Below are 25,459 nucleotides of genomic sequence, written 5' to 3'. Positions count from 1 at the left end.
GTGTGCCATTCTCAATGATTGTTATAAAAACGGATAGTCATATTTAGTAAAATTTTGAGTTTGGTAATGTAATAAGCAAGTAATCGTTATTTTTTTGGCGAATTTGATTTCTCAAAAAAGCCATTAAAGAACCCTTTTTTAACCTTTTGTTTGTCGTCTTTTCCGGTTGCTACAAGATGATCTACATATTCCATATAGGTTTTATTGCGCTCTTCCAAAAAACCAATCAGATATTCTTCTGATGCTCTAAGTCCACTGGCTTCTTCTATGTGTAATAGTTTTTTGTACAGCGGCTCAATAAATTTGGTTATTATTTCTTCAGGAACTGATTTTCTGGTTCCAAAGAATCCTGCAATTTCACCATCAGAATCAGCGATTATTTTAAAGTCGGTAATAACCCAGTAATAGCGGCCTGTTTTAGACATGTTTTTTATAATTGCATGAATGTTTTTATTGGCCTTGATGCTGTCCCATAGGAATTTGAAAATCACTTTTGGCATATCAGGATGTCTAATGATATTATGAGGCTGACCAATCAGTTCAAACTCATCATAACCGGATACGTCAATAAAAGCTTCATTAGCATATAAAATAGTTCCTTTAGTGTCTGTCTTACTTAATAACACTTTACTTTTATTCCAATCGACTTCTCTGTCGGATGGAGTAGGGCGAGTAATTCGTATGTCCATAAATATTTTATTTTAAATTAATAAGTAAGTTTAAATTTGTTCTGTTTGTAAAGAGGTGTTTAATTCAATGTTTTTTCCAGAGATGCCAGTAAGTCTTTTATTTTCAGAAAAACTGTTTCTAATTCATCTTCCAGCCAGTCCGGCAAAGTTTCATCGTTTATTGATTTTAAATGGTGAATGTCATTGGCAATCTGAATCATTTTAAGATATTGAAAATTCAGGTTTTTTATATTTGAGTCCGTATTGTTTTCTTCATGGATCTTCGTTATTATCTGACCAATGGCGGTATCAGCAGCTATCAAATGTTTAGGATTCAGCGCGGCATTGCTCTTTAAATAATCATCGAAAGAATTTTTCCAGGTCACCAGCATTTCTGTTGCTAATTGAAAATCGTATTTTGACATATAGTGAGGTTAAGTTTAGTACTAGATTTGGAGCTACGTGATGGTAAACTTTCTAATTAGAAACTCTGGCTGCTGATTTTCCGTGGATGTCATTAATCAGATCATCAATTTTTTGGGTATTCTCTCTCATCATTTCAAAATAGTTTAATAATTTTTCATTATCGGTATTCTCTTTCGAAACATCAATTAATTTTAGTACTGAGTTTAAAGGCATTTTTAAATCCTGAGCCGTTCTGTAAACAAAAACATTGAACTCTTTATTAGAAGCTAATGAACTGTATTTTGCCGATGCCAGTTTCATGTTCTCTAATTCATATTCGCCAGAAATTTTAGAAATATGATTTTCGCTATGTTCCTTAAAATAGTACGACCAGTAACCATTCATAAAAAACACAACAGCGGCTAAAACCACGTGTATGATTAGGGTTTCCAGATCAATGTTTACCTGCGAAAAATAGATTTGAAGTCCTGTTGGATTGGTATAAATGAAGTTTTGTACATAAGCTAATCCAATGTGATGTAAAACCACTAAAAGAGTAAGCGGAATTTGCAGTTTCCAGTTTTGATAAATAATCAGGATCGTGCTGGCGATAAAAACGGTAAAGTGCATTTCGAACAAACCGTGCATCTGATAGATGTACTGCGCCATAAATATGGCTAAAACCACAGCCAGCATATACTGGTAAAACTTAGAATTTTTCAGGAAAAATTTAGCCGAATAATAAAGAATCAGATTCAAAGATCCAACACCAATTCCGATCTCCCAGGTATCGTATTTAAAGGCTAATGCAATTCCGAGAAGGAAATAAACCGCAAGAACATAATTGATAATCGTATCCGATTTTTGAGTCATTGTTGACATAAAACTGTGCAAGTAATCTTGCTCATTCAAACTCGCTTTTGTTTTCATAATAGGTAGGTTTTGGTTAGGTTTTTGGTTTTATTTAGTACATTTTGGTAAAGAACATCCGTATGCCTGCAAGGCCAAAGCATCAAATAAGGGTTTGTTGTGGTTTTTACTAAGTAAAGAATCTATTGCCATTTCAGCATAATTGCTGTCAGGATTGGTGCAGTATCTTGTTTTATTGTAGTTGCCTCTAAAGTATAATTTTTGTGAGCCGTCAATCAAAACGGCTTGCGGAGTAGAGAAAACGCCACATTTTTCAGCAATACTCTCATCGAAGAATACAGGAATTTTAGCGTCGAATTTATCCTGAATTTCGGCTTCTGTAAAGTCTTTGTCTTTATTAATAACGACTACTTTAAAACTTATTTTATCACCATATTTTCGGATTAAATCATTTACATGAGGAATATTAAACCGCGAACATGGACAATCGGGATTAAAAAAATGAATGAAAACCGGTTTGTCTTTAATGGTGTAAATTTTTCCTAAATCTAAAGGAGTTCCCATTGCAACAGCTTGATAATCTTTTGGAACCGGAGTCGGGAGGGTGTATTTATATTCGTTTTGCCAAAACAAATAGGAAATAGCAAAAAAGAGCAAAGAAATCCATAAACAAAGTAGTAGTTTTTTCTTCATAATTTTAAATTATTTTAAACTGTGTTAAAATGATTAACAATTGTTAATTATTTAGATAAAAATAAAAAAATGATGTTTTATAATAAAAATAAATCTATTTTGTATTGTTTAATGTGTTATATATTTATTATAGAGTTTCGTTTTTTGTTATTTTTGTTGAATCAATATTACAAAATAAATCGATAAAACGAAAAATAAATCGGATAAAATACTCTTTTGTTGTATTTATTTAGGAATTAACTTTGATTTTTACCCTGTATTTAATTATTATACCATATTTGAGTGTTTTTTCTTTCTTTTATTGAATTTTATTTAAAATTAATTAATAAACAAATGTTAAATAAAATATAAAAAAGAAGTTCAGACTTTTAATTTTTTTATCAGTTCCAAATCGGAAAGGCTTTAGTAAAATGGATGATTTTTGTTTTTAGAAGTTTTTGTTTGTTAAAAAAAACGTTTGTTGAAATTTAATGTATTACAAATATTTAAAATTTAGGAAACATTATGCTAAGTATAAATACCTGTTTTATAATTAATATTATTTTTAAAGTGCTGATAAAATTGTAGTTGCAGAAAATGTTTCTCAGTAAATAAGAAGAAGAAGGTAGGAATTGTAGGAAATTGTTAATTGTATTTTTAACAACCACAATTGTTTTAATTATATTCAAATTTAGTTTATAATTGTACTTTTTACACACAACAAAAGGTTCTAATCCTCTAAATATTTTTGCCTTGAAATTTTACATACAGAATTTCTTATTATTTATTTTTCTTTCGGGTTATTCACAGGAATATCCTGTAAAGTTTCTTGATATCTCTAACGGATTGTCGAATAATTCGGTGACAACAATTTTTCAGGACCGCGATGGTTATATGTGGTTTGGTACTTATGATGGTTTAAATAGATACGACGGGTATAGTTTTAAAGTATTTCGTAACCGTATTAATGATAAAAAATCCCTGGCTTTTAATACCATATATAATATTGAGGGCGATGCTAAAAACAATATCTGGATAGGAGGTACAAAAGGGGTATGTATTTATGATAAAACTACTGCTGCATTCCATAGTGTAGCGTATGTCTCTGTTCCGAATCGCAAGCCTAAGGTATTAAAGGATATTATCCATCAAATTAAGTCGGTTTCGGATAGTCTGGTAATAGTAGCTTCGCAAAATTCAGGCTTGTTGATTTTTGAAAATGGTTCTTTTGTTGGGAAGCATATAGTATTACAATCAAAAAGCAATCTGGTTACTATTACTAATTATGATGCTTCCGTTTTGCAGGAAGATGCTAAAAATGCCCGCTGTTGGGTATATGTCAGAAATATTGGTTTATGCAGTTATAGCTACAGGACGAAAAGCCTAAAACTGATTTATCCCTTGTTTATGGCGGTAAAATGTATGGCGCTTTCTAATAATGGTAATGTTTGGCTTGGAACTGATGAAGGGGTTTATTTGTTTAATCCTAAAACAAATCTGCTGTCTGCTAATTATTTTATAAACAAATGCAGTGTTACGGATATTTTGATTGATAATAAAAACGAAATCTGGCTAACAACGGATGGTTGTGGTATTTACAAAATTTCCGAAAACACCAAAACAGCCATTCCTTATACTTTTGCAAAAGAAAAACAATTGGTCAAAAGTAACTCGATTATGAGTTTATACGAAGACGTATCAGGCAATAAATGGATTGGAACTTTGCGTGGCGGAATTAGTATGCTTAGCAATACGCCAAAATACTTTAAAAACATTAAATACCAGGCAAAAGATAATGATCCTGCAGAAAATTTTATTCTGTCTTTTTGCGAAGACGAAAAGAAAAATGTATGGGTCGGTACTGATGGTGCTGGCTTAAAATATTGGGACAGAAAAAACAATACTTATACAACTTATGGTAATACAGGTACTGCCGGTAAAAAACTTACCAGTAACTTTATTACCAGTATTGTACGGGATACAAATAACGAAATCTGGCTTTCTACCTGGGCTGGTGGTGTTAATCGTATTGATCCTCAAAACAATACAATACGTTATTTTTCGTGTTATAATCCGTTTACGAAACAAGTCGAAAAGAATATATGGTTTGTTTACAGAGATTCTAAAAACAACATTTGGGCCAGTGCTACAAACGAAGGAACCTTGTATGTTTTTAACAGAGCAAAAAACAGCTTTACTCTTTTTGATAAATCAATCAGTAACTTACAGTGTCTTACCGAAACAAGTGACGGGAAATTATGGGGAGGTAACTATAATGCGTTGTATTCTATAGAAAAAGAAGGTAAAAAAATCAATAAAATAAATATCGGAAATCCTGTTAGGTGTATTCATGAGGATAAGGATAAAACACTTTGGTTGGGGACTCAGGAGGGAGGTTTGTTGTTGTTGGATCGTAAAACCAATAAATTCAAAAGGCTTACGACAGATGACGGCTTACCATCCAATACCATTTTAAGATTACTGGAAGACAAAGAGGGAAATTTATGGATGAGTACCTATAATGGTATTTGTCGTTTTGATAAAAAGCGCAAAACCTTCCGTAATTTCTCGGTAAATGATGGTTTGCAAAGTAATCAGTTTAGTTTTAATGCGGGTGTCGAATTAGCTTCAGGGGAATTTCTTTTTGGTGGAATAAATGGGTTCAATTTGTTTTTTCCGGAAGCCATTAAAGGATTCAATCAGGATAATAACTTATTGCTGACGGATTTTTATGTAAATAATCTTCCGATAGAAGAAAATAAAAACGAACTGATTGCACAATGGGATGCCAGTAAAATCAAAATAGTCCGACTGCCTTATGATCAGACTACTTTATCGTTAGAATTTGTGGCAGTAGATTATAATAATGCGGATAAAATAAACTACGCTTATTATTTAGAAGGCTGGGATGAACAATGGAATTACGTTGGGCAGGCCCGAAGAGCGAATTACGCCAGATTAGCCGAAGGGAAATATGTGTTTAAAGTAAAAACAACAAATTTTAAAGGAGGCTGGAACAAAGAGGTTGATCTGGTTACGATTGTCGTTTTGCCGCCCTGGTACAGAACATGGTGGGCTTATACCTTGTATTTGTTAGGCGGTATCGCGGCTATATTTGCTTATATTCAATACAGTAAAAACAAGGAACAGCTTAAATATAAAGTAAAAATTGCCGAATTAGAAAGCAAGAAAGAAAAGGAAATTGCAGAGAAACAATCTTCCATGTTTACCTATATTTCGCATGAGTTCCGTACACCGCTTTCGCTGATTATAAATCCGTTAAAAAAAGCCGTTCGGGAAGAAAGTGTACAAAATGGTTCTTCGGGCAGTGATTTGGCCATTGCGCACCGTAATGCCAGAAGGTTGCTGAGTCTGGTAGATCAGTTATTGCTTTTTCGCAAGGCTGAAAATGACGCTGATATACTGCGACTGTCAACTATTAATGTAAACAGTCTTTGCAATGAAGTCTATCAGTGTTTTGTGAGTCAGGCAAAAGAAAAAAATATCACGTACAATTTTGATATTCCCTCACACCATGTTGAGATAATTGGAGATTATGAAAAAATCGAGATTTCGTTATTCAATTTAATGTCGAATGCTTTCAAATACACCCCTGTTGGAGGCGAAGTCACACTTAAACTAACCGAAACGGAGCACGATATTCTCTTAGAAATATCAGACAGCGGTACCGGAATCAAAAAGAGTGATATCGATTTTATTTTTGAAAAATTCAAACAAGTCAATTCGAAAGCTTCAGTAGGGACGGGTTTCGGAATCGGACTTTTTATTGTGAAATATTTTGTCGATAAACATAAAGGAACCGTAAGCTGTGAGAGCGAAATTGGAGAAGGAAGTATCTTTAAACTCACTTTTCTCAAAGGAAATACTCATTTTGAAGATATTGAAATTTCAAACGCGGTACCGCAAAGAAGCCAATTGTTTGATGAGCTTATAATTGAGGATTCCGAAGAGAATTTACAGCTTTCCAGTACTAGTCTTGCTGAGGATGATTTTAATAAATTACTACTGACAGAGAAACGCAGTGTGTTGATAATTGATGATAATGCGGATATACGAGGGTATTTGATTAAATTATTTTCGAATGCTTATATCGTGTACAGCGCCGAAAATGCTGAAGAAGGTTTAAAACTAACGAAAAAGCACCTGCCGGATTTGGTCATCAGTGATATTACCATGGAAGGAATGGATGGTATAGAATTGTGCCGAAGAATAAAAGAAAACAACAGCCTGTCGCATATTCCGGTCATCTTATTAACCGCATCCAAAAATCCGGAAACGCACCTTCAGGGTATCAGTGATGGGGCTGATGATTATATCACGAAACCATTTGACGATGACATTCTGGTAGCCCGTGTAGATTCGCTGCTAAAAAACCGAAGCAATTTGCGTAAATACTTTCTGGATAGTATTACACTTAAAGAAAACACCCATAAAGTTCCCTTAGAATACCAGGAAATCCTGAAAAAGTGTATCGCTATTGTCGAATCGAATATTCATAAAAGAGATTTTACAATCAAAAACTTTGCTCTGGAAATGGGTATGAGTCACAGAACACTTTATACCAAAATTAAAATCATATCCGGGCAGACCTTAAACGCTTTTATTCGTTCGGTTCGGATAAGAAGGGCGGCCATGCTCATGCTTACCGAAGAAATGAATATTGCTCAGGCAAGTGCAGAGGTAGGATTTGAGGACCCGAAATATTTCAGACAGCAATTTGTGAAATTATTTGGTATGACACCTTCGGAGTACATCAAAAAATACAAAAGTTCCTTTAACGCCGACCTGAATATTATTAAATAAAAACAATCAATTTGATTCAGTATATTTTTCTCAAAATCACTTTTTTTTAAATAATAAAGAAGGTGATTTTGAAGAGCTACATCGATATATTGATTTATAATGCTGTTAAATAGAAATTGTGTTATGTGTAAAAAAAAGATGTTATTTTTTTATAGTATTCATTTTTAAGCTTAAAATAACCTGTAATTGCAAATTTGACCTCCTTTTTTTTCCATTTTACCCCTCATTGAAAATTCAAACTAGACATTACTTTGCATATCTGATAACATTTGAGTGGTGTTACAGTATCATTATTAAGTGTTTATTTTTTTGATGAGTTTTAGAATCTGTTTGCAGGAGTGGTTTCCTTAAACAGAAGAATTGTGAGAGTTGGTTTTACACATTACTTATCAGACCCGCAGTTTTCATACGCTGCGGGTTTAAATAAAATTAAAAAGGATTTACAGCTGAGAATCAAAATAAAAAATAGCTAACCAAAAAAAAGAAAAACATGATAAATAACCACAAAAGGAAAAGCGGTATTGCAGTTCAATAATGACTAACTATCGCTGTAACCAAATCTAAATTATTTTAGATACTATCTTAAAAACAATCAAACTAACTAACCTAACCTTAAAATTAAAGAAATGAAAAAAAATGTATTTTTATTTTTTCTTGCCCTCTTTGCTGTCCTTTTTTCAGGATGTCAAAACGATGAATCTGATTTTCCAAGTTCAGATGACCCAACAATTGCAATAGCAACCAAAGAAATTTACGGAGCGCCTAATCGTAAATTTGAAATTAAAGCTGCTTTAGAAGATGATTTAGGACTAAAATCGGTACGAATCCAGATACCGGAATTGTCTTTGGATAAAATCATTACATTCAGTACAGATCCGCTACTAACTGCTTACGATTTAAGTTATTTCTTTGAAGTACCTGCTGACAGAGGTACATCTGAAGCTTTAAAAATAAAATTAACCATAACAGATGTTTCTGAAAACGCTATCGAAGACGAAATTAATTTGCGTTTGGACGGTGAATTTGCTGCGCCTTTAATAAGCATGATAACTCCTAAAGAAGGTGCTGTTATTTTGTTGTCATCAAGTAATGAAATGCCTGTGAATTTTGTCGTAAATGACGATTCCGGAATTGATTATATTCAGATTCAGTGTGCCGCTCTGGGCATTGATGAAATGGTTCAGTTGCCAGATGCACCACAATCTTATACGTTCAATAAAACCTATACATTACCGGTTACGGCTGCGAATTATGTATTGACCATTACAGCAAAAGACAAATTTGCAATCCCTAATACAGGTACTTTAAATATAAATGTGGTGGCTACCAATGAATATCCGGCCATTTATTTATGCGATCAGCCAAAAGGAACAAGTCTTACTACAGATGCTGTTGGGGTTCCTATGTATTTCCATGACAAAAACGGACAGGATTTTGAGTTTAAATACTATGCAGACAAAGACAATAAAGAACTTTATTTCTTAGGTCAGGAATCAGACTTTGCCCCACATTGTTTCGGATTGGATGCTTCAGGAAATTTAATTGATGATGTAACCTCTACACCAATTATTCTGCCTACAAAAGGATATTACACTATAAAAATAAACCCGAATACATTAAGTTATAGCGTTGCAAAATATACACCTTCAAGCAAAGTCTGGGCTGATATTGCAAATGGTTTATGGCATGATGATGAAGCGCAGCGAAGACCTTTTGTAAGTGTTTGCGGAGGCGGTATTCAGGGAGCGGATTGGGATACCTGGACAGCATGGGTTCAAACCGGATTGCATTTGGCCAATAACCCTGAAAATCCGTATCAGTTAGTGGGCGAATACACCCTTACCGGAACTTTGGAAGCCACTTTTACAGGCCAATGGTGGAGCCCGTCATGGAGATTAATTCAAAACGGTATCGGAACAATGTCACCGGGAGAAAATGGCAATGCTAAATATCCAGCTGCTCCGGGAGTTTATAAAGTGATTCTGGATACCGAATTAGAAAGAGTCTTTATCACAAAAAAATAGTTTGTTGTAGCGCTGGTTATAACATTTAATTAAAAAACATCATAAAATGAAATATAGATTTATATGGTTATGTATTGCCATGTTGTGCACCGTTGCAACATTTGGGCAGCTAACAGTAAAAGGAACTGTTAAGGATAAAGGCGCTGTGCCAATTCCCGGAGTAAACGTAATTGTAAAAGGAACAACAGTTTCTACAGCAACAGATTTCGACGGAAATTTTTCGATAACAGTACCCAATAAAGAGTCACAAATCGAATTTTCCTTCATTGGTTTTACCAATAAAACGGTAAAAGTTGACGGACAAACCACATTAAATATTGTTTTGCAGGAAGCCAATCAAACTTTAGACGAAGTAGTGGTAGTAGGTTACGCAACCGTTAAAAAGAGCGACGTAACGAGTTCTATAGCTTCAGTAAAAGGAAAAGAACTGCAAACCATGACGGTAGGTAACGTAACCGAATCTTTGCAGGGTAAAGTGGCCGGAGTTCAGGTAACTGGAGCCGGAGGGCCTGGAGCTCAGCCAAGAGTATTGATTCGTGGTATTTCTACAGTCAATCTGGATACGGATCCTCTTTATGTAGTAGATGGTATTCCGATGGGTACCAGTATCAACTTTTTAAGTACCAACGAAATCGAATCTATGGATGTTCTTAAAGATGCTTCTGCAAGTGCTATTTACGGTTCACGTGCTTCGAATGGAGTTATCCTTATTACAACCAAAAAAGGAAAAGTAGGCAAAACAAGATTCACTTTTGATTTAAGTACAGGGATTCAGGTAATGAATAATCCTTATAATATGGCTGATGCCGAAAGCTATGCCACGATTATGAATAAGGCTTACACGAATTCCGGTTATACCGAATATTTGCCTAATCCAGAGCAATACCGAGGAAAAACTACCGATTGGTGGAGAGCAGGAATTAAACAAAGCGCAACGATACAAAATGCTTCATTAGGAATTTCCGGAGGTTCAGAAAAACATACGTTTGCCGTAAGTCTTAACTATTACAATTCTGACTCGTTTTATGGTATTGGAGGATGGGAAAGAATTACGATGAGAATCGCGAATGATTTTAAGTTTTCTGATAAATTCTCAGCTGGTGTTACTTTAAACCCTCGTTATGAAACCTGGGGTGCTCCTGGAAACTGGGCCGATTTTGATAAAATAGATCCTATTACACCTATTTACAAACCGGCTGATCAATTAAACGGAACTGAAAACGAATACAGCATTTATGCACGTTCACCATCGTATGTGTGGAATCCGGTGGCTGCTGTGGCACGATTCGATGATTATACAGATCAGTACAACCTGAATACGAATGGTTATTTGCAATACATCCCTGTTAAAGGGTTGGTATTCCGTACGCAGGGGTCTATCGAAGTAGGTGATAGAGTATGGAGTAAATTCAGCCCTGATTTTGTCATTGATGCGGCACACGAAAAAGCCGAAATCAACAGTATCGAAAGAAGAGCCACTACAAATGTGGACTGGACCTGGCAGACTACAGCCACTTATTCTAAGTCATTTGCTGAAAAACACAATACATCTCTGATGGTGGGGGCAACTATGGAAGAATACAACGGCTCTGATGTTTGGGGTTATGGCGAAGGGGTTCCAAACAATTCTGATTCTATGAGAGAGTTGAATGCTGCGACCAAGAACCGTAATAGCGGCGGAAACAGCTGGTCTAATTCTCTGATGTCTTATATTTCTCGTCTTTCGTACAATTATGATAATAAATATTACCTGACGGGTACATTCAGACGTGATGGTTCTTCGAAGTTTATGGCCAATAATAAATGGGCTAATTTCCCATCAGTATCGGGTTCCTGGAGAATTTCAAATGAAGGGTTTATGGAAAGTACAAAATCGGTCATCAGTGACCTTCGTTTTAGAGCAGGTTGGGGTAGAGTAGGAAATCAAAATCTTCCAAATGCGGTTTATCAGTCGAATATCGGGCAGGGATTTTACCCAATCGGAGTGGATATCGTAGATACGGCTTTTCCATCAACGATGGCGAATAAAGATATTAAGTGGGAAACGGTTGAAGATATCAACTTCGGGATTGATTTTGGCTTATGGAAAAACAAACTTTCTGGTTCGATTGAATATTATGAAAAAGAAACAAAAGACATGTTATTCCTGAAACAATTTGCTACCTATAGCGGTTTTCCGGCTTATTCAACCATCTGGACCAATGTTGGTTCAATGAGGTCTAATGGTGTTGACTTATTAATTTCGTATAAAGACAAAAAAGGCGATTTCTCGTATGGTGCTGATCTTACTTTTACAACAGTAAACATAAAAATGGTTTCGTTATCTTCTGAAGATGAAAAACTGTACGGATCCAGCAACAGAACCCTGACGGTTAAAGACGAGGAACCAGGATATTTTTATGGATATGTTGCCGATGGTTTGTTCCAAAATCAAACAGAACTGAATTCGCATACAGACGAGCACGGAAACAAATTACAGCCTTATGCAAAAGCGGGTGATATCCGTTTTAAAGATGTAAACGGTGACGGAAAATTAGATGACAAAGACAGAACTAAAATTGGTTCGCCATGGGCAGATTATAATGTGGGTCTTAATTTGAATTTTGCTTACAAAAACCTGGACTTACTGGTTAACTTTTATTCCAGTATTGGAAATGAAATTGTAAACCAAAACATATCCGACTTATACAATGGTGCCAGTTTAACCAATAAAGTAAGCGGACTGGATCAAATGGCATGGCACGGAGAAGGAACTTCTAATTCGGTTCCGCGTTTGTCTAAAGACGATAACAACGAAAACTTTACAAAATTCTCATCTCTTTATGTTGAGGACGGTTCGTTCCTTCGTATGAAAAACATTCAGTTAGGGTATTCTTTTTATAACAAATTTGGATTTGAGAAACTCAGATTGTCTTTATCAGGACAAAATTTATGGACTTTAACCAACTATTCAGGTGTTGAGCCAGAAGTTGGTGGAGGTGATCCTAATAATGGCGACAGAGTGAAAGGTGCTGGATTTGGAGGATGGAATTATCCGGTTCAGCCAACAGTTTTGATGGGTCTTAATTTAGCATTTTAATACAAAACGGACATGAAAAAATTAATATATTCAATAATAGCTTTTTCTTTATTGGCAGTTTCCTGCGATGATTTTATCGAAAAAGAACAAAGAGGGACACAAACCTTAGAAAACTATTTTCAGACAGCACAAGAGTGTGAAAAATACGTAAACGAATTGACACGCAGACTGTTAATACCAAATGACTGGTGGACTCTGGTTGCGCCAAGAGTAACCAACGAAATGGCCACTGATGACGCCTGGATGGGAAATACCGGTCAGGACAGCGGCGCTCACAGACCTGCTTCGCAATACCTTATTACACCGGATAATATGGGAGATATGAACAGTATTTATACCGCTCACTTTTATACGATTCAATCGGCAAATATTGGTTTGGAGAAAATGATTGCTTCGCCTATCACAGAGGAACAAAGAAATCAATATATGGGAGAAGCTTTATTTGTTCGTGCCTATTGTTATTACGAATTGGTAAACAGTTTTGGAGGTGTTCCGGTATATACAAAATCTCTTGGAACTAATGATTTAGTATTAGAACGTAATTCGGCCGCAGAAGTTTATGCTCAGGTAGAAGCCGATCTTAAAGAATCAGCTTCAAGATTAGAAAACACTCCTGTGGCCAGAAACGGAAGAATAAACAAATGGGCAGCTTATGCCTTATTGGCTCGTGTTTCGCTATTTCAGGAAAAATGGGCTGAAGCAAAACAATACGCAAACAAAGTAATTACAGAAGGGCCTTTTACGCTGGAAACTGATTTTCTAAAAATCTGGGATGTTAATAATCATAACGGAGTAGAATCAATTTTGGAGGCACAATCGTCTAGTGTTCAGGATAAAAGTTTAGGAAGTGCTTTGCCAACTTTGGCAGGAGCCAGAGGCGAAGACAAAAAGAATTTCCCAAGCAATGATGCGGGAGATGTTTTGGATGGCTGGGGCTGGTGCATGCCAACCAGTGATTTAGAGAACGCTTATCTTTCTGAAAATGACGAAATTCGCCGTAGAAGTACCATTACAAAATGGGGCGATGCAGCTTATGGTGATGAAACACTCAATCCAACACACAAATTCAGTTTAAACGATAATAAATCAGGGCGTATTTGCCGTAAATATTACATTCCTATTGCTACACGCCGTGCTTTAGATAAAAAAGACGGACACTTGCCATTGAATATACCGTTGATTCGTCTGGCCGAAATGTACTTAACAAGAGCGGAGGCTAATTACCATTTGGGAGGCGATGCTTTAGCTGATATCAACATTATCCGTAACCGTGTAAAACTGGATCCTAAAGTTGGTTTGGCAGGGCCAAATTTACTCAGACACATCTATAAAGAACGCCGTTTAGAACTGGCTTTCGAAGGATTGCGTTTGTTCGATATCCGTCGCGAAAAAGATCCATCTACCGGAAGACCGGTTATCGAATCGTTGATGGGACCAAACGGAACTTTTGTACAATACAACCTGAATTCTACAGATCCTTACGAAACCACTAATTTAAGAGAACCACAGGACAAAGGAATCAACTTTAATCCGGCTAAAAATTTGGTTTGGCCAATACCGCAGCTGGAAATCGATTTAAGTGGAGGATTAATCAAACAAAACCCTAATTACTAATATGAAATTTAGGAACACAAACAAAGTAGGTCTGCTATTGGCAGGCTTACTTTTCATCAACTTCACAAGCTGTCAGTCTGATGACAATAATGATTCAGGAACACCATCTTCTACAACAAGAGATTTAACTGTAAATCTGGATATGAATCTTCAGACAATGGAAAGTTTCGGAGCATCGGATGCCTGGCAATGTAATTTTATTGGAAAAAACTGGCCGGCTGAAAAGCGTAATCATATAGCCGATTTATTATTCAGTAAAGAATTGGATAATGAAGGAAATCCAAAAGGTATCGGATTATCATTATGGCGTTTCAATCTGGGTTCAGGAAGTGCAGAACAGGGAGAAGCAAGTGATATTACAGATGAATGGAGACGTACCGAATGTTTTACTACTGATGGTGTAATTTACAACATGAATAAACAAGCCGGACAGGTATGGTTTATGAAAGCGGCAAAAGAACGTGGTGTCGAAAAGTTACTGGCTTTTGCCAATAGTGCTCCTGTTTACTTAACCGGAAATGGTAAAGCACATGCAACCATCAAAGAATTTTATAATCTGAAAGATGGTAAAATGCCTGAACTCGCTGATTTTTGGGTGAATGCTATTGATAAATTAAAAACAGAACACGGTTTAACAATTGATTACATCAGTCCTTTTAATGAGCCACAATACGAATGGGATGGTTCAGGACAGGAAGGTTCACCGGCTACGAATGCTAATATTTACAGTTTCGTAAATGTTTTGTCTCCAAAATTACAAACAAAAGGGATTAGTTCTCAGATTGTTGTGGGCGAAGCGGGAGCTTACGAACCCTTGTATAAAACAGTTTCAGGTAAAGAGAACAGATCCAACCAGATCGATTATTTTTTTGGAGTGAATTCGGCTAAAAATATTTCAGGATTAAGCAATGTCAAAAAAACAATTTCGGCACACAGTTACTGGCAGGCTTGGCCATTAAGCGAAATGGTTTACTCAAGACAAACTGCAGCAACCAGAACACAATCAGTACCGGGACTTAGTCTTTGGTCTTCGGAATATTGTATTTTAGAAAGCCCGGGTACCAGTGAGTTACCTGGAGGAGCAGGACCCGGAAGAGACTTAGGGATGCAGACCGCTCTTTGGGTGGCCCGTATTATTAGTACCGATATTAGTATTGGAGGCGTTACATCGTGGCAGTGGTGGACAGCCATTAGCCGTGGCGATTATAAAGATGGTTTACTCCACGTGGATGATGGATCCAGCAATGGAGCTGGTGATGCAAATTATTGTAAAAATGATGGATTTGTACGTGATGCCAAAACACTTTGGGCTTTAGGAAACTTCTCCTTCTTTGTAAAACCGGGAATGGTAAGAGTTCAGATACCAAGTATCGACAACGCCACTTCTACAACTGATGTGATGTTAACAGCTTACAAAGATATAGCGACTAAAAAACTGGTGATTGTAGCGGTTAATTACAGCAAATCTGCCAGAACTTACCAATTGAATCTTTCAGGAGGAACACTTTCGAACAATCAATTTACGCCTTATACGACTTCTGAAACTTTAAGTCTGAAAAAAGGAGCTGCCGTGAAAGCGGATAATATGGTGATTGCACCACGATCGGTTGTGACTTTTGTTGGAAATTATTAATAGTAATTAAAACAAATTGACACGTTGAGACACATTCATTAAAAAACGATTTAACACATAGAAACATAGCTTATTGAACTCAAAAAAGGCGTTTCACTTGCATTAAAAGATGTGAAGTAATGATTTCCTTTTTTTCAAAACCATAAAATCTATGCTTTCTATGTGTTAAAATCAATTACGCTCAACAATTCAAATGAATCAATACAAATGAATGGTTTCAAATTATTTTAGAAATCAAATACATTATTAGAATGAAAAAAATATACATCTCACTTTTATTGCTTGCAACACCCTTCTTTTACGGACAACGGACTGCCGTAATCAGTACTGATAATGTCGTGCAGACGATGGACGGTTTTGGGGGTTCAGATGCCTGGAGATGTCAGTTTGTTGGTAAAAACTGGCCCGATCAAAAAAAGAACGGAATTGCTGATTTGCTTTTTAGTAAAGAAATAGACAATCAGGGAAATCCAAAAGGTATCGGACTTTCGATATGGAGATTTAATCTTGGAGCAGGAAGTATGGAACAAGGCGAAAATAGTAAGGTTTCGGATGAATGGAGAAGATCTGAATGTTTTTTGAATGCTGACGGAACCTATGATTTTTCGAAACAGGAGGGTCAAAGATGGTTTTTGCAGGCTGCCAAAAAGAGGGGAGTAGAAAAGTTTTTGATTTTCACTAACAGTCCGCCGGTTTTTTTGACTAAAAACGGATTGTCTTTTGCTTCGGAAAAAAACAAACTGAACTTAAAAGAAGGTGCTGTTCCAAAATTTGCTGATTTTTTAGTACAAAGTATTCAGGGATTGGAAAAGAACGAAGGAATTAAGTTTGATTATGTGAGTCCGATAAATGAACCGCAATGGGAATGGATGGCGAACAAAGAAGGTTTTAACAGTCAGGAAGGAACGCCGGCAACCAATCAGGAAATTTACGATTTAACAAAAGCACTTTCGGGTAAACTCAAAGCAAAAAAGATGAGCACCGAAATTGTGATTGCCGAGGCGGGACAAATTAACTATTTGTATGAAAATGTAAATGGTGAAAATCGAGACAATCAGATTGAATATTTCTTTGGCAATGCAAAAACCAATATTTCAAAGTTACCCAATGTAAAAAATACCATTCTGGGGCACAGTTATTTTACAACATGGCCCGTGGACAGACAGGTTTTAAGCCGAAAACTGATTGCAGCAAATGTAAAACAACGTCCGGGACTGACGTATTGGCAATCTGAATATTGCATACTGGAAAACCCCGGTGAAGCTGAAATTCCGGGAGGAGCAGGAGGCGGAAGAGATTTAGGAATGCAAACAGCATTGTATGTAGCGCGCCTGATTCATAACGATATTGCTGTGGCTAATGCAGCTTCGTGGCAATGGTGGACGTCTATTACCCGTGTGGATTATAAAGACGGTTTGATTTATCTCGATGACGGAAAAAGCAATGGAGGAACAACCCCTGATTACGTTAGGAATGATGGTGAATTTAGGGATTCAAAAACACTTTGGGCTTTAGGAAATTATTCGCTGTTCGTAAGACCAGGCATGTTAAGAGTTGATGTTCCCAATCAGGATGATTTGGCTGCAGCCAATGATGTAATGCTGACCGCTTATAAAGATGTTGCCAATAAAAAACTAATTGTGGTAGCAGTAAATTGTGGAAAAGCAGCACAGAAATACAAATTGGAACTCAGCAAAGGAATCGTTAAAAATAATGAAATGACGCCGTACATCACCGCCGAAGCTACCAATCTAAAAAGAGGCAATATTCAGAAAATCGATAACCTTGAAATTCCTGCTCGCTCAGTGGTAACTTTTGTGGGGGAATTACAATACTAAAAACCCTTTTTTAAAAAGAATAAAACATTCAAAATCAAAAGAATATTTAAAATTATATATAGTGGTTACAAAAAAAATCTTATTACCCGTTTTAATTTTCTCCTGCTTTTCTGCTTTAGCTCAGATATCGTTTGGAGATTCCAAAAAAATCAATGACAATTGGAAATTCACACTTCAGGATGCACCAAATGCGCAAAGCGTAACGCTAAATGACAGCGATTGGCAATCTGTAAATGTACCGCATGACTGGAGCGTAAAAGGACAGTTAAGCCCAACTCTGGCAAGCTGTACGGGTTATTTGCCCGGTGGTATTGGCTGGTATCGCAAATCATTAAATATTCCGCAAAGCAAAAGTGGCGAAAAAGTGTATTTGTATTTTGAAGGAGTTTATAACAGAAGTGAAGTATTTATTAACGGGCATTCTTTAGGAAAACGCCCTAATGGATACATTTCTTTTGCTTATGATGCAACGCCTTTTATAAAATACGGAGCCGATAACATTATTGCGGTACGTGTAGATCACAGTCAGAGCGCCGATTCCCGCTGGTACACCGGATCAGGAATTTATCGTAATGTATGGTTGGTCTATTCGAACCCGGTTCATATTGCGCAATGGGGAGTTTATGCGTATCCGGAGGTAAATAAAAATAAAGGAATTCTAAATCTGGAAGTTACCGTTGAAAATGGCGCTGCCGCAAAAGCAAATCTTACGGTGCTAAATGAACTTATTACCAAAGACGGAAAAACAGTAGTCAAAAGTTCTAATAAAGTCGAAGTAGCTGCCAATCAAAATAGTACCATAGCGACAAAACTAAATGTCAGCAATCCTGCTTTATGGGATTTAGAACACCCTAATTTATACCAGCTTAAAACCACTGTTTTGAAAGACGGAAAAGTGATTGATCATTCTAGTATGCAAACTGGTTTTAGGAATTTTACTTTTGATGCTAATAATGGTTTTGCTTTAAATGGCAAATGGATGAAAATGAAAGGTGTTTGTTTGCATCATGACGCTGGTGTTTTGGGATCTGCAGTTCCTCGTGATGTTTGGAGAACACGTCTAAAAACACTGAAGGAAATTGGTGTAAATGCAATCCGTACCAGTCATAATCCGCAAGCTCCTGATTTTTATGAATTATGTGATGAATTAGGTTTGCTGGTATTAAACGAAGCGTATGACGAATGGGAATTCCCAAAACGCAAATGGCTGACAGGTTGGAATGTAGGTACTCCGGGATTTGAAGGTTCTTTTGATATTTTTGCTGATTGGGCTGAGCAAGACCTTTCGGATATTGTACGCCGTGATCGAAATCATCTTTCTGTTTTTGCATGGAGTATCGGGAATGAGGTAGATTATCCTAACGATCCTTACTCGCATCCTGTATTGGATAAAGGAAAAGAAGGTTTTGGACAGGCGGCTTACGGAGGTTATAAAAAAGAGGCACCGGATGCCATGCGTCTGGGAGCTATTGCGAAACGTTTGGTGGCTGCCGTAAAAAAATACGATAAATCACGCCCTACAACTGCTGGTTTAGCGGGTGTAGCAATGTCTAACGAAACAGAATATCCGGGATCTTTGGATATTGCAGGATATAATTATACGGAAAGTAAATACCAGTCAGATCATGAAAAATATCCTAATAGGGTAATTTACGGCAGCGAAAATGTTCATGATATGGAACCTTGGTTAGCTGTAAAAAATAACAAACATATTTTTGGACAATTTCTCTGGACAGGTATTGACTATCTTGGCGAATCAGGAAGCTGGCCTTCAAGAGGATTTTATTCCGGATTAGTTGATCTTGCGGGTATTATTAAACCGAGAGGTTATTTCCGTCAGTCACTATGGTCTGAGAAACCTATGATTTACGCAGGAACTTATCCGGCAAATGATAAAAAAGAATTGTCTAAAGACGCCTGGTCTATCTGGAATTACAATCCGGGACAAATGATTCGTGTGGTGGCTTATACCAATGCGGCTAAAGCTCGTTTAGAATTAGACGGAAAAGTAGTGGGTGAAGCCAAACCGTACGATGAAAAAACAGGTATTATCTATTGGGATATTCCTTTTGCATCCGGAAAATTAGAAGCAGTAGGTCTGAATAACGAGAATCAAATTGTGAGCAAATATGCCATCATTTCATCTCAACAGCCAAGTGCACTTGTTTCGAATGATACCAACATCACCATTGATAAAGAAAAAGGAGTTGCCAAAATTGTTGTTCAGGTAGTCGATGAAAAAGGGTTGCCAGTGATGCTTTCGGATAACGAAGTAGTTTGTACCGTAACCGGACCAGGAGTATTATTAGGTCTTGAAGCAGGTAACAACAGCGACATGACAGATTATACAGACAATGTGCAGCGCGTATTTCACGGCCATATTGTAGCGTATGTTCAGGCTACGGATGTGGCTCAGCCGATAACGGTAAAATTTACAAGCCAATGGCTAAAACCAGTTGAAGTAAAGGTTACTGTGAAATAATTTTTTTCACTTTAAATAAAAATAAGTTTTATATACTTTTAACCTGTCTGTCTTTAGTTTTACAGGCAGGTTAATTGTGTGTAAAAAAGTAAAATAATAGATTTTAATTTATGTTGTAATGAAAATAAAAAGCAAAATCATTCTGGCAATCAGTGCTGTAGTTCTTGTAAGCTGTTCGGCTTCCAAAACGAAAACATTCAAAGAAAACGAATTCAAAGAATGGGCAAAAACACCACCAATGGGCTGGAACTCCTGGGATTGTTATGGTCCAACTGTTGAAGAACATGAGGTAAAAGCCAATGCCGATTATATGGCTAAGGAACTAAAATCATTTGGCTGGGAATATGTAGTTGTAGATATCCGATGGTTTGTAGAAAATGATAAAGCCGGGGGATACAATCAGACAGATCCGCGTTATGTAATAGATCAGTACGGAAGATATCTTCCTGCTGTCAACCGCTTTCCATCAGCAAAAGAAGGTCAGGGTTTTAAGCCTTTAGCAGATTATATACACGATAAAGGATTAAAATTCGGGATTCACATTATGCGTGGAATTCCTAAAAAAGCGGTTGAAGATAAACTTCCCATAAAAGGGACTAACGGAATAACGGCCGATCAGATTTTTTCAACTCAATTACAGTGTGAATGGCTAAAGGATAATTATACGATTGTGGCAGATAAGCCCGGAGCACAGGAATATTACGATTCCTTATTTGAATTGTATGCACAATGGGGAGTCGATTTTATAAAAATTGATGACCTGTCAAGACCGTATCACGAAGGAGAAATTAATCTGATCCGAAAAGCAATAGACAAATGCGGGCGTAAAATTGTACTTAGTACTTCTCCTGGTGAAACACCTGTTGAAGCAGCTGCGCATGTAAGCAATCATGCTAATATGTGGCGTATGGTAGATGATGTTTGGGATACCTGGCCACATATTGCGCATTTGATGGAAGTGAGCCAAAAATGGTATCCGTATATTGCTCCGGGTACCTGGCCGGATTGCGATATGATTCCGTTGGGCCGTATTTCTGTCAGAGGAGAACGTGGCGAAGACCGAATGACACGTCTAACTAAAGACGAGCAATATACACTGATGACTTTCTTCAGCATTTTTAAATCGCCGTTGTTTTTCGGAGGCGATTTGCCTAGCAACGATGCCTTTACATTGTCGTTATTAACCAATAAAGAAGTATTGAAAATGCACAGTGAAAGTACTTCTGTTACCGAACTTTTTCATAAAGATGGAAATATTGCGGTTACTTCTAAAAATCCAAAAGACGGAAGTATCTATCTGGCTGTAATCAACAGTAGTGATGCTGTCTCTGAAAACATATCAGTATCATTGTCTGACCTTGGAATTACTAGCACTAAGTCTGTTTCTAATATGTGGACAAAGGAGAACGTAACTTTAACAGAAAACAAAATAAACATCTCGTTAAAACCGCACAGTTCCGTATTGTATCAATTAAAAGGGAATAAATAATGAAATCAAACTATTTTAGTATTGTATTTTTTCTGCTGTTCTTTTCCGGACTGCAAGCGCAGCAAAATGATACGAAAGGACCGCCGGTTTTGGCTCAAAAAGATTTAACGGCCTATTTATTTGTTTATTTCACAGGTAATTCAGTAGAGGAAGAAGCAGTACGATATGCCGTAAGTACAGATGGTTATCACTATTACAGCCTTAATCAGAATAAAGCTGTAATCGATAGCAAGAAAATCAGTAGTACCGGAGGAGTTCGCGATCCGCACATTTTGCGTGGCATTGATGGTAAAACATTTTACATGACACTTACCGATATGACTTCATCGAAAGGATGGGATAGTAACCGGGCAATGGTATTGCTTAAAAGTACCGATTTGGTTAACTGGGAGAGTAGTGTAGTTAATATTCAGAATACTTTTGCAGGACAGGAAAACCTTAAAAGAGTTTGGGCTCCACAAACTATTTACGACGCCAAAGCGGGTAAGTATATGATTTATTTTAGCTTACAGCATGGTAATGGTCCTGATAAAATTTATTATGCTTACGCCAATAAAGATTTCACGGCTTTAGAAAGTGAACCAAAATTACTCTTCGTACCTCAATCAGGAAAAGCCTGTATTGATGGCGATATTATTGAGAAGAACGGAATCTACCATCTTTTTTATAAAACAGAAACTGAAAAAGCAGGAATAAAAGTAGCGACTACAGCTGATTTAACTTCTGGGAAATGGACAGAAAACGATCATTATTTACAGCAGACTACTGATGGTGTGGAAGGTTCCAGTGTATTCAGACTGAATCAGTCGGATGCTTATATCCTGATGTATGATGTCTATACCAAAGGAAAATATCAGTTTACAAAAAGTGATGATTTGGAACATTTTACCGTAATTGACAATGAAATTTCAATGGATTTTAATCCGCGTCACGGAACTGTTTTACCCATTACACGTTCTGAACTCAAACGGCTTACGGCAAAATGGGGAACCCCTGAAAAATTGCCTAAATTAAATAATAACCCGGTTTTAGAAGGATATTATGCCGATCCGGAAATACTCTATTCAAACAAAACAGGTAAATATTATATCTATCCAACGAGTGATGGATTCGACGGTTGGTCAGGAAACTATTTCAAGACTTTCTCTTCGGATAATTTAACCGACTGGAAAGACGAAGGAATCATTCTGGATCTTAGAAAAGATGTCAGCTGGGCTAATAGAAATGCGTGGGCTCCCTGTATTGTGGAGAAAAAAATAAAAGGTAAATACCAGTATTTTTATTATTTTACTGCTGCCCAAAAAATAGGCGTAGCCACTGCTGATACTCCCGAAGGCCCTTTTACTGACAGCGGTAAAGCTTTGGTGAGCAGTAAACCTGAAGGTGTAAAAGACGGTCAGGAAATTGATCCGGATGTTTTTACAGATCCAAAATCAGGGAAAAGTTATTTGTATTGGGGAAATGGTTATCTGGCTGTTGCCGAATTGAATAAAGACATGATTTCAATTAAAGCTGGAAGTACTAAAGTCATTAAGGTAGATGCTACTTTTAGGGAGGGTACCTACCTGATTTACCGAAATGGGACTTACTATTTTTTATGGAGTGAAGACGATACCCGAAGTCCAAATTATAAAGTAAGGTATGCAATATCAAAATCACCTCTTGGCCCACTTGAAATACCCAAAAATAACATTGTAATCCAGGGAAATACTGAGGAAGGCATTTATGCAACCGGACACAATTCCGTAGTAAAAGTTCCTAATAAAGACGAGTGGTTTATTGTTTATCACAGATTCCCTTTTCCTGAAGGGATAAAAATGGGCGATTCTGCTGGTTTTCATCGCGAAGTTTGTATCGATAAATTAGAATTCAATGCAGACGGAACCATCAAACAAGTCGTTCCTACACACGAGGGAATACGTCTCGAAAAATAATCGGTGTAAAAAAGTTGCTTCTTTATGGAGCAACTTTTTTTTCTTTTAAAAAAAACTAGATAATGTTTTTTTAAACCTCAGTTAAATTATTGCGGGTTTGGTATATGGCTGTATTTCTTTGAAGAATTATTATGAAATCATCTTATCTGTTGTTTTTATTTAGTATTTGGAATAAAATAGGTGTCTTTTTTTGTGTATTTTAAGATATAATCAAGAGGTTTAATAACATATTTTTTTATTTTTGTATCACACACTTTTATTTCATTTTAAACAGAAATAGGAAGATGTTTTTATTAGCAAATACCACAAAAATTACATTATGATTAAAGCCCTGAAATTTTGTTCCTTTTTAGCAATTTATCTATTCGTTTTTACGTCGAATGCTGAAACCAAATTAAGTTATAAAGAAGTAAAAATGAATTATTCCGTATCCATTGTTGATCCTGAATCTCATTATCTCGAAGTAACTTTAAATCTGGAAGATCTCCATTCGAAAACAACAAAGTTATTGCTTCCGGTCTGGACACCAGGATATTATTTAATTTTAGACACTCCTCGTTATATTGTTGATTTTGAAGTTCTGGATCATAATGGAAAAAAAATAATATGGAAAAAGGAAACCAAAAATTGCTGGGTAATCGAAAACGGAGACAAAACTAAATTCACGGTAAAGTATCGTGTATTTGCCAATAAAAAATCTGTTGCAGAGTCTTATGTTGATGCTGAGAAAGCTTTTTTGATGCCGAATACTATTTTTATGCACCTTGAAAATGCAATTGCCAATCCTGTTACCTTAACGGTTAACAAATATGATAAATGGAGCAAAATTTCAACAGGTCTAAAAAGAGCTGGGGAAAAGGAGAATGTTTTTTTTGCCAATAATTTTGATGTTTTTTATGATAGTCCTATCTATATTGGAAACCAAAAAACAATTGATTTTACACATGAAGGAAAATCATATTCATTAGGTATTGCTACCCCAAAAGGACTAAATGAAGAAAGTTTTGTTGGAGATTTAAAAAAAATAATGAGTGCCACTACTGCCATCATGCAAAAAATCCCATACGATAATTACAGTTATATTATGATGGAAGCGGGTGGAGGCGGGCTAGAACATTGGAATTCGCAGGCTATTTTTACCAAAGGCTCTTTTGATTCCAGTTCTACTATTGACTATACAAATTTTTTGAATTTTGTTACGCATGAATATTTTCATCTTTATAATGTAAAAGCAATCCGCCCAATAGAATTAGGACCTTTTGATTATAATAAAGAAAATTACACGACAATGTTATGGGTTTCAGAAGGATTCACCGTTTATTATGAGTATATAATCATGATGAAAGCGGGTTTACTCACAGGTAAGGATGCCCTTAAATACCTCACAAATTCGATTAGGAGTTATGAAAATGCTGAAGGAAGCAAACACATGTCACTGGCTCAGTCAAGTTTTGATATATGGCTGAATTTCTTCAATCATGAAAGCAATGCAAAACAAACTATCATATCCTATTATGATAAAGGACCAACTATTGGCCTTTTATTAGATTTAGAGATTAGAAACAATACCAGCAATCAAAAATCATTAGACGATGTAATGCGTTTTTTATACAACGAATTTTATATGAAAAAACAGAGAGGATTTACTGAAGCTGAGTTTTGGTCAGTTTGTGAACAGTATTCAGGAAAGCCTTTAGATGAAATAAAAAAGTATGTAAATACAGTAGAGGAGATAGATTATCAAAAATATTTAAAATACGGAGGACTTCAGATTGATTTGAGCCCTGTAACTCCTGGTAATATTAAAAACAAGGTGATAGAAAAAGATTTTACTATAACAGCATTACCTGATGCAACAAAACTGCAATTAGAGATAAGGAAGTCAATCTTTGAGTTTTAGAAAATAGAAATAAAAAAAATGCCCATT

Annotated in this window: 14 protein-coding genes; 10 read left to right on the top strand and 4 right to left on the bottom strand. The window is 36.2% G+C overall.

Annotated features, from left to right (window positions below):
* Window positions 1-86 precede the first annotated feature (86 nt).
* Genes GON26_RS07145 through GON26_RS07130 form a run of 4 tightly spaced genes read right to left on the bottom strand, consistent with a single transcriptional unit; the run spans window position 87 to window position 2,636 of the window.
* Window positions 87-689 (bottom strand): PAS domain-containing protein, encoded by a 603-nt coding sequence (locus GON26_RS07145; protein WP_160374055.1) that lies wholly within the window; start codon window positions 687-689, stop codon window positions 87-89.
* A gap of 59 nt (window positions 690-748) precedes the next feature.
* Window positions 749-1,093, bottom strand: coding sequence for a hypothetical protein (locus GON26_RS07140; RefSeq protein ID WP_160374054.1), 345 nt, complete (start codon window positions 1,091-1,093; stop codon window positions 749-751).
* A gap of 52 nt (window positions 1,094-1,145) precedes the next feature.
* Window positions 1,146-2,003, bottom strand: a complete 858-nt coding sequence (locus tag GON26_RS07135) for an ATP-binding protein (protein ID WP_160374053.1) — start codon at window positions 2,001-2,003, stop codon at window positions 1,146-1,148.
* A 30-nt stretch (window positions 2,004-2,033) separates the two neighbouring features.
* Window positions 2,034-2,636 carry a peroxiredoxin family protein gene (locus GON26_RS07130; protein ID WP_160374052.1) on the bottom strand — a complete coding sequence of 201 codons (603 nt, stop codon included), beginning with the start codon at window positions 2,634-2,636 and terminating at the stop codon, window positions 2,034-2,036.
* Window positions 2,637-3,368: 732 nt separating this feature from the next.
* On the opposite strand from GON26_RS07130, the gene GON26_RS07125 reads away from it, so the two are divergent.
* From GON26_RS07125 to GON26_RS07080, 10 genes are all read left to right on the top strand, one after another.
* Window positions 3,369-7,439: a hybrid sensor histidine kinase/response regulator transcription factor gene (locus GON26_RS07125; protein WP_160374051.1), complete on the top strand. Its 4,071-nt coding sequence runs from the start codon at window positions 3,369-3,371 to the stop codon at window positions 7,437-7,439.
* A 626-nt stretch (window positions 7,440-8,065) separates the two neighbouring features.
* Entirely contained in the window at window positions 8,066-9,463 is a 1,398-nt protein-coding gene (locus GON26_RS07120; protein ID WP_160374050.1) for a hypothetical protein, read from the top strand.
* A gap of 46 nt (window positions 9,464-9,509) precedes the next feature.
* Window positions 9,510-12,542, top strand: coding sequence for a SusC/RagA family TonB-linked outer membrane protein (locus GON26_RS07115; RefSeq protein ID WP_160374049.1), 3,033 nt, complete (start codon window positions 9,510-9,512; stop codon window positions 12,540-12,542).
* A 12-nt stretch (window positions 12,543-12,554) separates the two neighbouring features.
* A complete protein-coding gene (locus GON26_RS07110; RefSeq protein WP_160374048.1) occupies window positions 12,555-14,156 on the top strand; it encodes a RagB/SusD family nutrient uptake outer membrane protein in 1,602 nt (533 codons plus the stop codon).
* A gap of 1 nt (window position 14,157) precedes the next feature.
* Window positions 14,158-15,789, top strand: a complete 1,632-nt coding sequence (locus tag GON26_RS07105) for a glycoside hydrolase (RefSeq protein WP_160374047.1) — start codon at window positions 14,158-14,160, stop codon at window positions 15,787-15,789.
* Between the two features lie 251 nt (window positions 15,790-16,040).
* On the top strand, window positions 16,041-17,627 hold the full coding sequence (locus GON26_RS07100; protein ID WP_160374046.1) for a glycoside hydrolase: 1,587 nt from the start codon (window positions 16,041-16,043) through the stop codon (window positions 17,625-17,627).
* A 61-nt stretch (window positions 17,628-17,688) separates the two neighbouring features.
* Window positions 17,689-20,109, top strand: coding sequence for a sugar-binding domain-containing protein (locus GON26_RS07095; RefSeq protein WP_160374045.1), 2,421 nt, complete (start codon window positions 17,689-17,691; stop codon window positions 20,107-20,109).
* 118 nt (window positions 20,110-20,227) lie between these two features.
* Window positions 20,228-21,598 (top strand): glycoside hydrolase family 27 protein, encoded by a 1,371-nt coding sequence (locus GON26_RS07090; RefSeq protein WP_160374044.1) that lies wholly within the window; start codon window positions 20,228-20,230, stop codon window positions 21,596-21,598.
* Window positions 21,598-23,532: a family 43 glycosylhydrolase gene (locus tag GON26_RS07085; RefSeq protein ID WP_160374043.1), complete on the top strand. Its 1,935-nt coding sequence runs from the start codon at window positions 21,598-21,600 to the stop codon at window positions 23,530-23,532. The genes GON26_RS07090 and GON26_RS07085 overlap by 1 nt, the downstream gene beginning before the upstream one ends.
* 319 nt (window positions 23,533-23,851) lie before the next feature.
* The gene (locus tag GON26_RS07080; RefSeq protein WP_160374042.1) at window positions 23,852-25,432 is read left to right on the top strand and encodes a M61 family metallopeptidase; all 1,581 of its coding nucleotides are present in this window, start codon (window positions 23,852-23,854) and stop codon (window positions 25,430-25,432) included.
* The last annotated feature ends 27 nt before the right edge of the window (window positions 25,433-25,459 follow it).

The organism is Flavobacterium hydrocarbonoxydans (assembly GCF_009789235.1).
In the GTDB taxonomy this organism is placed as follows: domain Bacteria; phylum Bacteroidota; class Bacteroidia; order Flavobacteriales; family Flavobacteriaceae; genus Flavobacterium; species Flavobacterium hydrocarbonoxydans.
The sequence above is the reverse complement of the archived record's forward strand: the minus strand, read 5'-3'. Positions and strand labels throughout refer to the sequence as shown.

Bases quoted from the DNA above. Each gene is read 5' to 3' on its own strand.
- GON26_RS07100 (WP_160374046.1), top strand. From the start codon at position 16,041: ATGAAAAAAATATACATCTCACTTTTATTGCTTGCAACACCCTTCTTT.
- GON26_RS07145 (WP_160374055.1), bottom strand. From the start codon at position 689: ATGGACATACGAATTACTCGCCCTACTCCATCCGACAGAGAAGTCGAT.
- GON26_RS07135 (WP_160374053.1), bottom strand. From the start codon at position 2,003: ATGAAAACAAAAGCGAGTTTGAATGAGCAAGATTACTTGCACAGTTTT.
- GON26_RS07080 (WP_160374042.1), top strand. From the start codon at position 23,852: ATGATTAAAGCCCTGAAATTTTGTTCCTTTTTAGCAATTTATCTATTC.
- GON26_RS07110 (WP_160374048.1), top strand. From the start codon at position 12,555: ATGAAAAAATTAATATATTCAATAATAGCTTTTTCTTTATTGGCAGTT.
- GON26_RS07140 (WP_160374054.1), bottom strand. From the start codon at position 1,093: ATGTCAAAATACGATTTTCAATTAGCAACAGAAATGCTGGTGACCTGG.
- GON26_RS07085 (WP_160374043.1), top strand. From the start codon at position 21,598: ATGAAATCAAACTATTTTAGTATTGTATTTTTTCTGCTGTTCTTTTCC.
- GON26_RS07130 (WP_160374052.1), bottom strand. From the start codon at position 2,636: ATGAAGAAAAAACTACTACTTTGTTTATGGATTTCTTTGCTCTTTTTT.
- GON26_RS07090 (WP_160374044.1), top strand. From the start codon at position 20,228: ATGAAAATAAAAAGCAAAATCATTCTGGCAATCAGTGCTGTAGTTCTT.
- GON26_RS07115 (WP_160374049.1), top strand. From the start codon at position 9,510: ATGAAATATAGATTTATATGGTTATGTATTGCCATGTTGTGCACCGTT.
- GON26_RS07105 (WP_160374047.1), top strand. From the start codon at position 14,158: ATGAAATTTAGGAACACAAACAAAGTAGGTCTGCTATTGGCAGGCTTA.
- GON26_RS07120 (WP_160374050.1), top strand. From the start codon at position 8,066: ATGAAAAAAAATGTATTTTTATTTTTTCTTGCCCTCTTTGCTGTCCTT.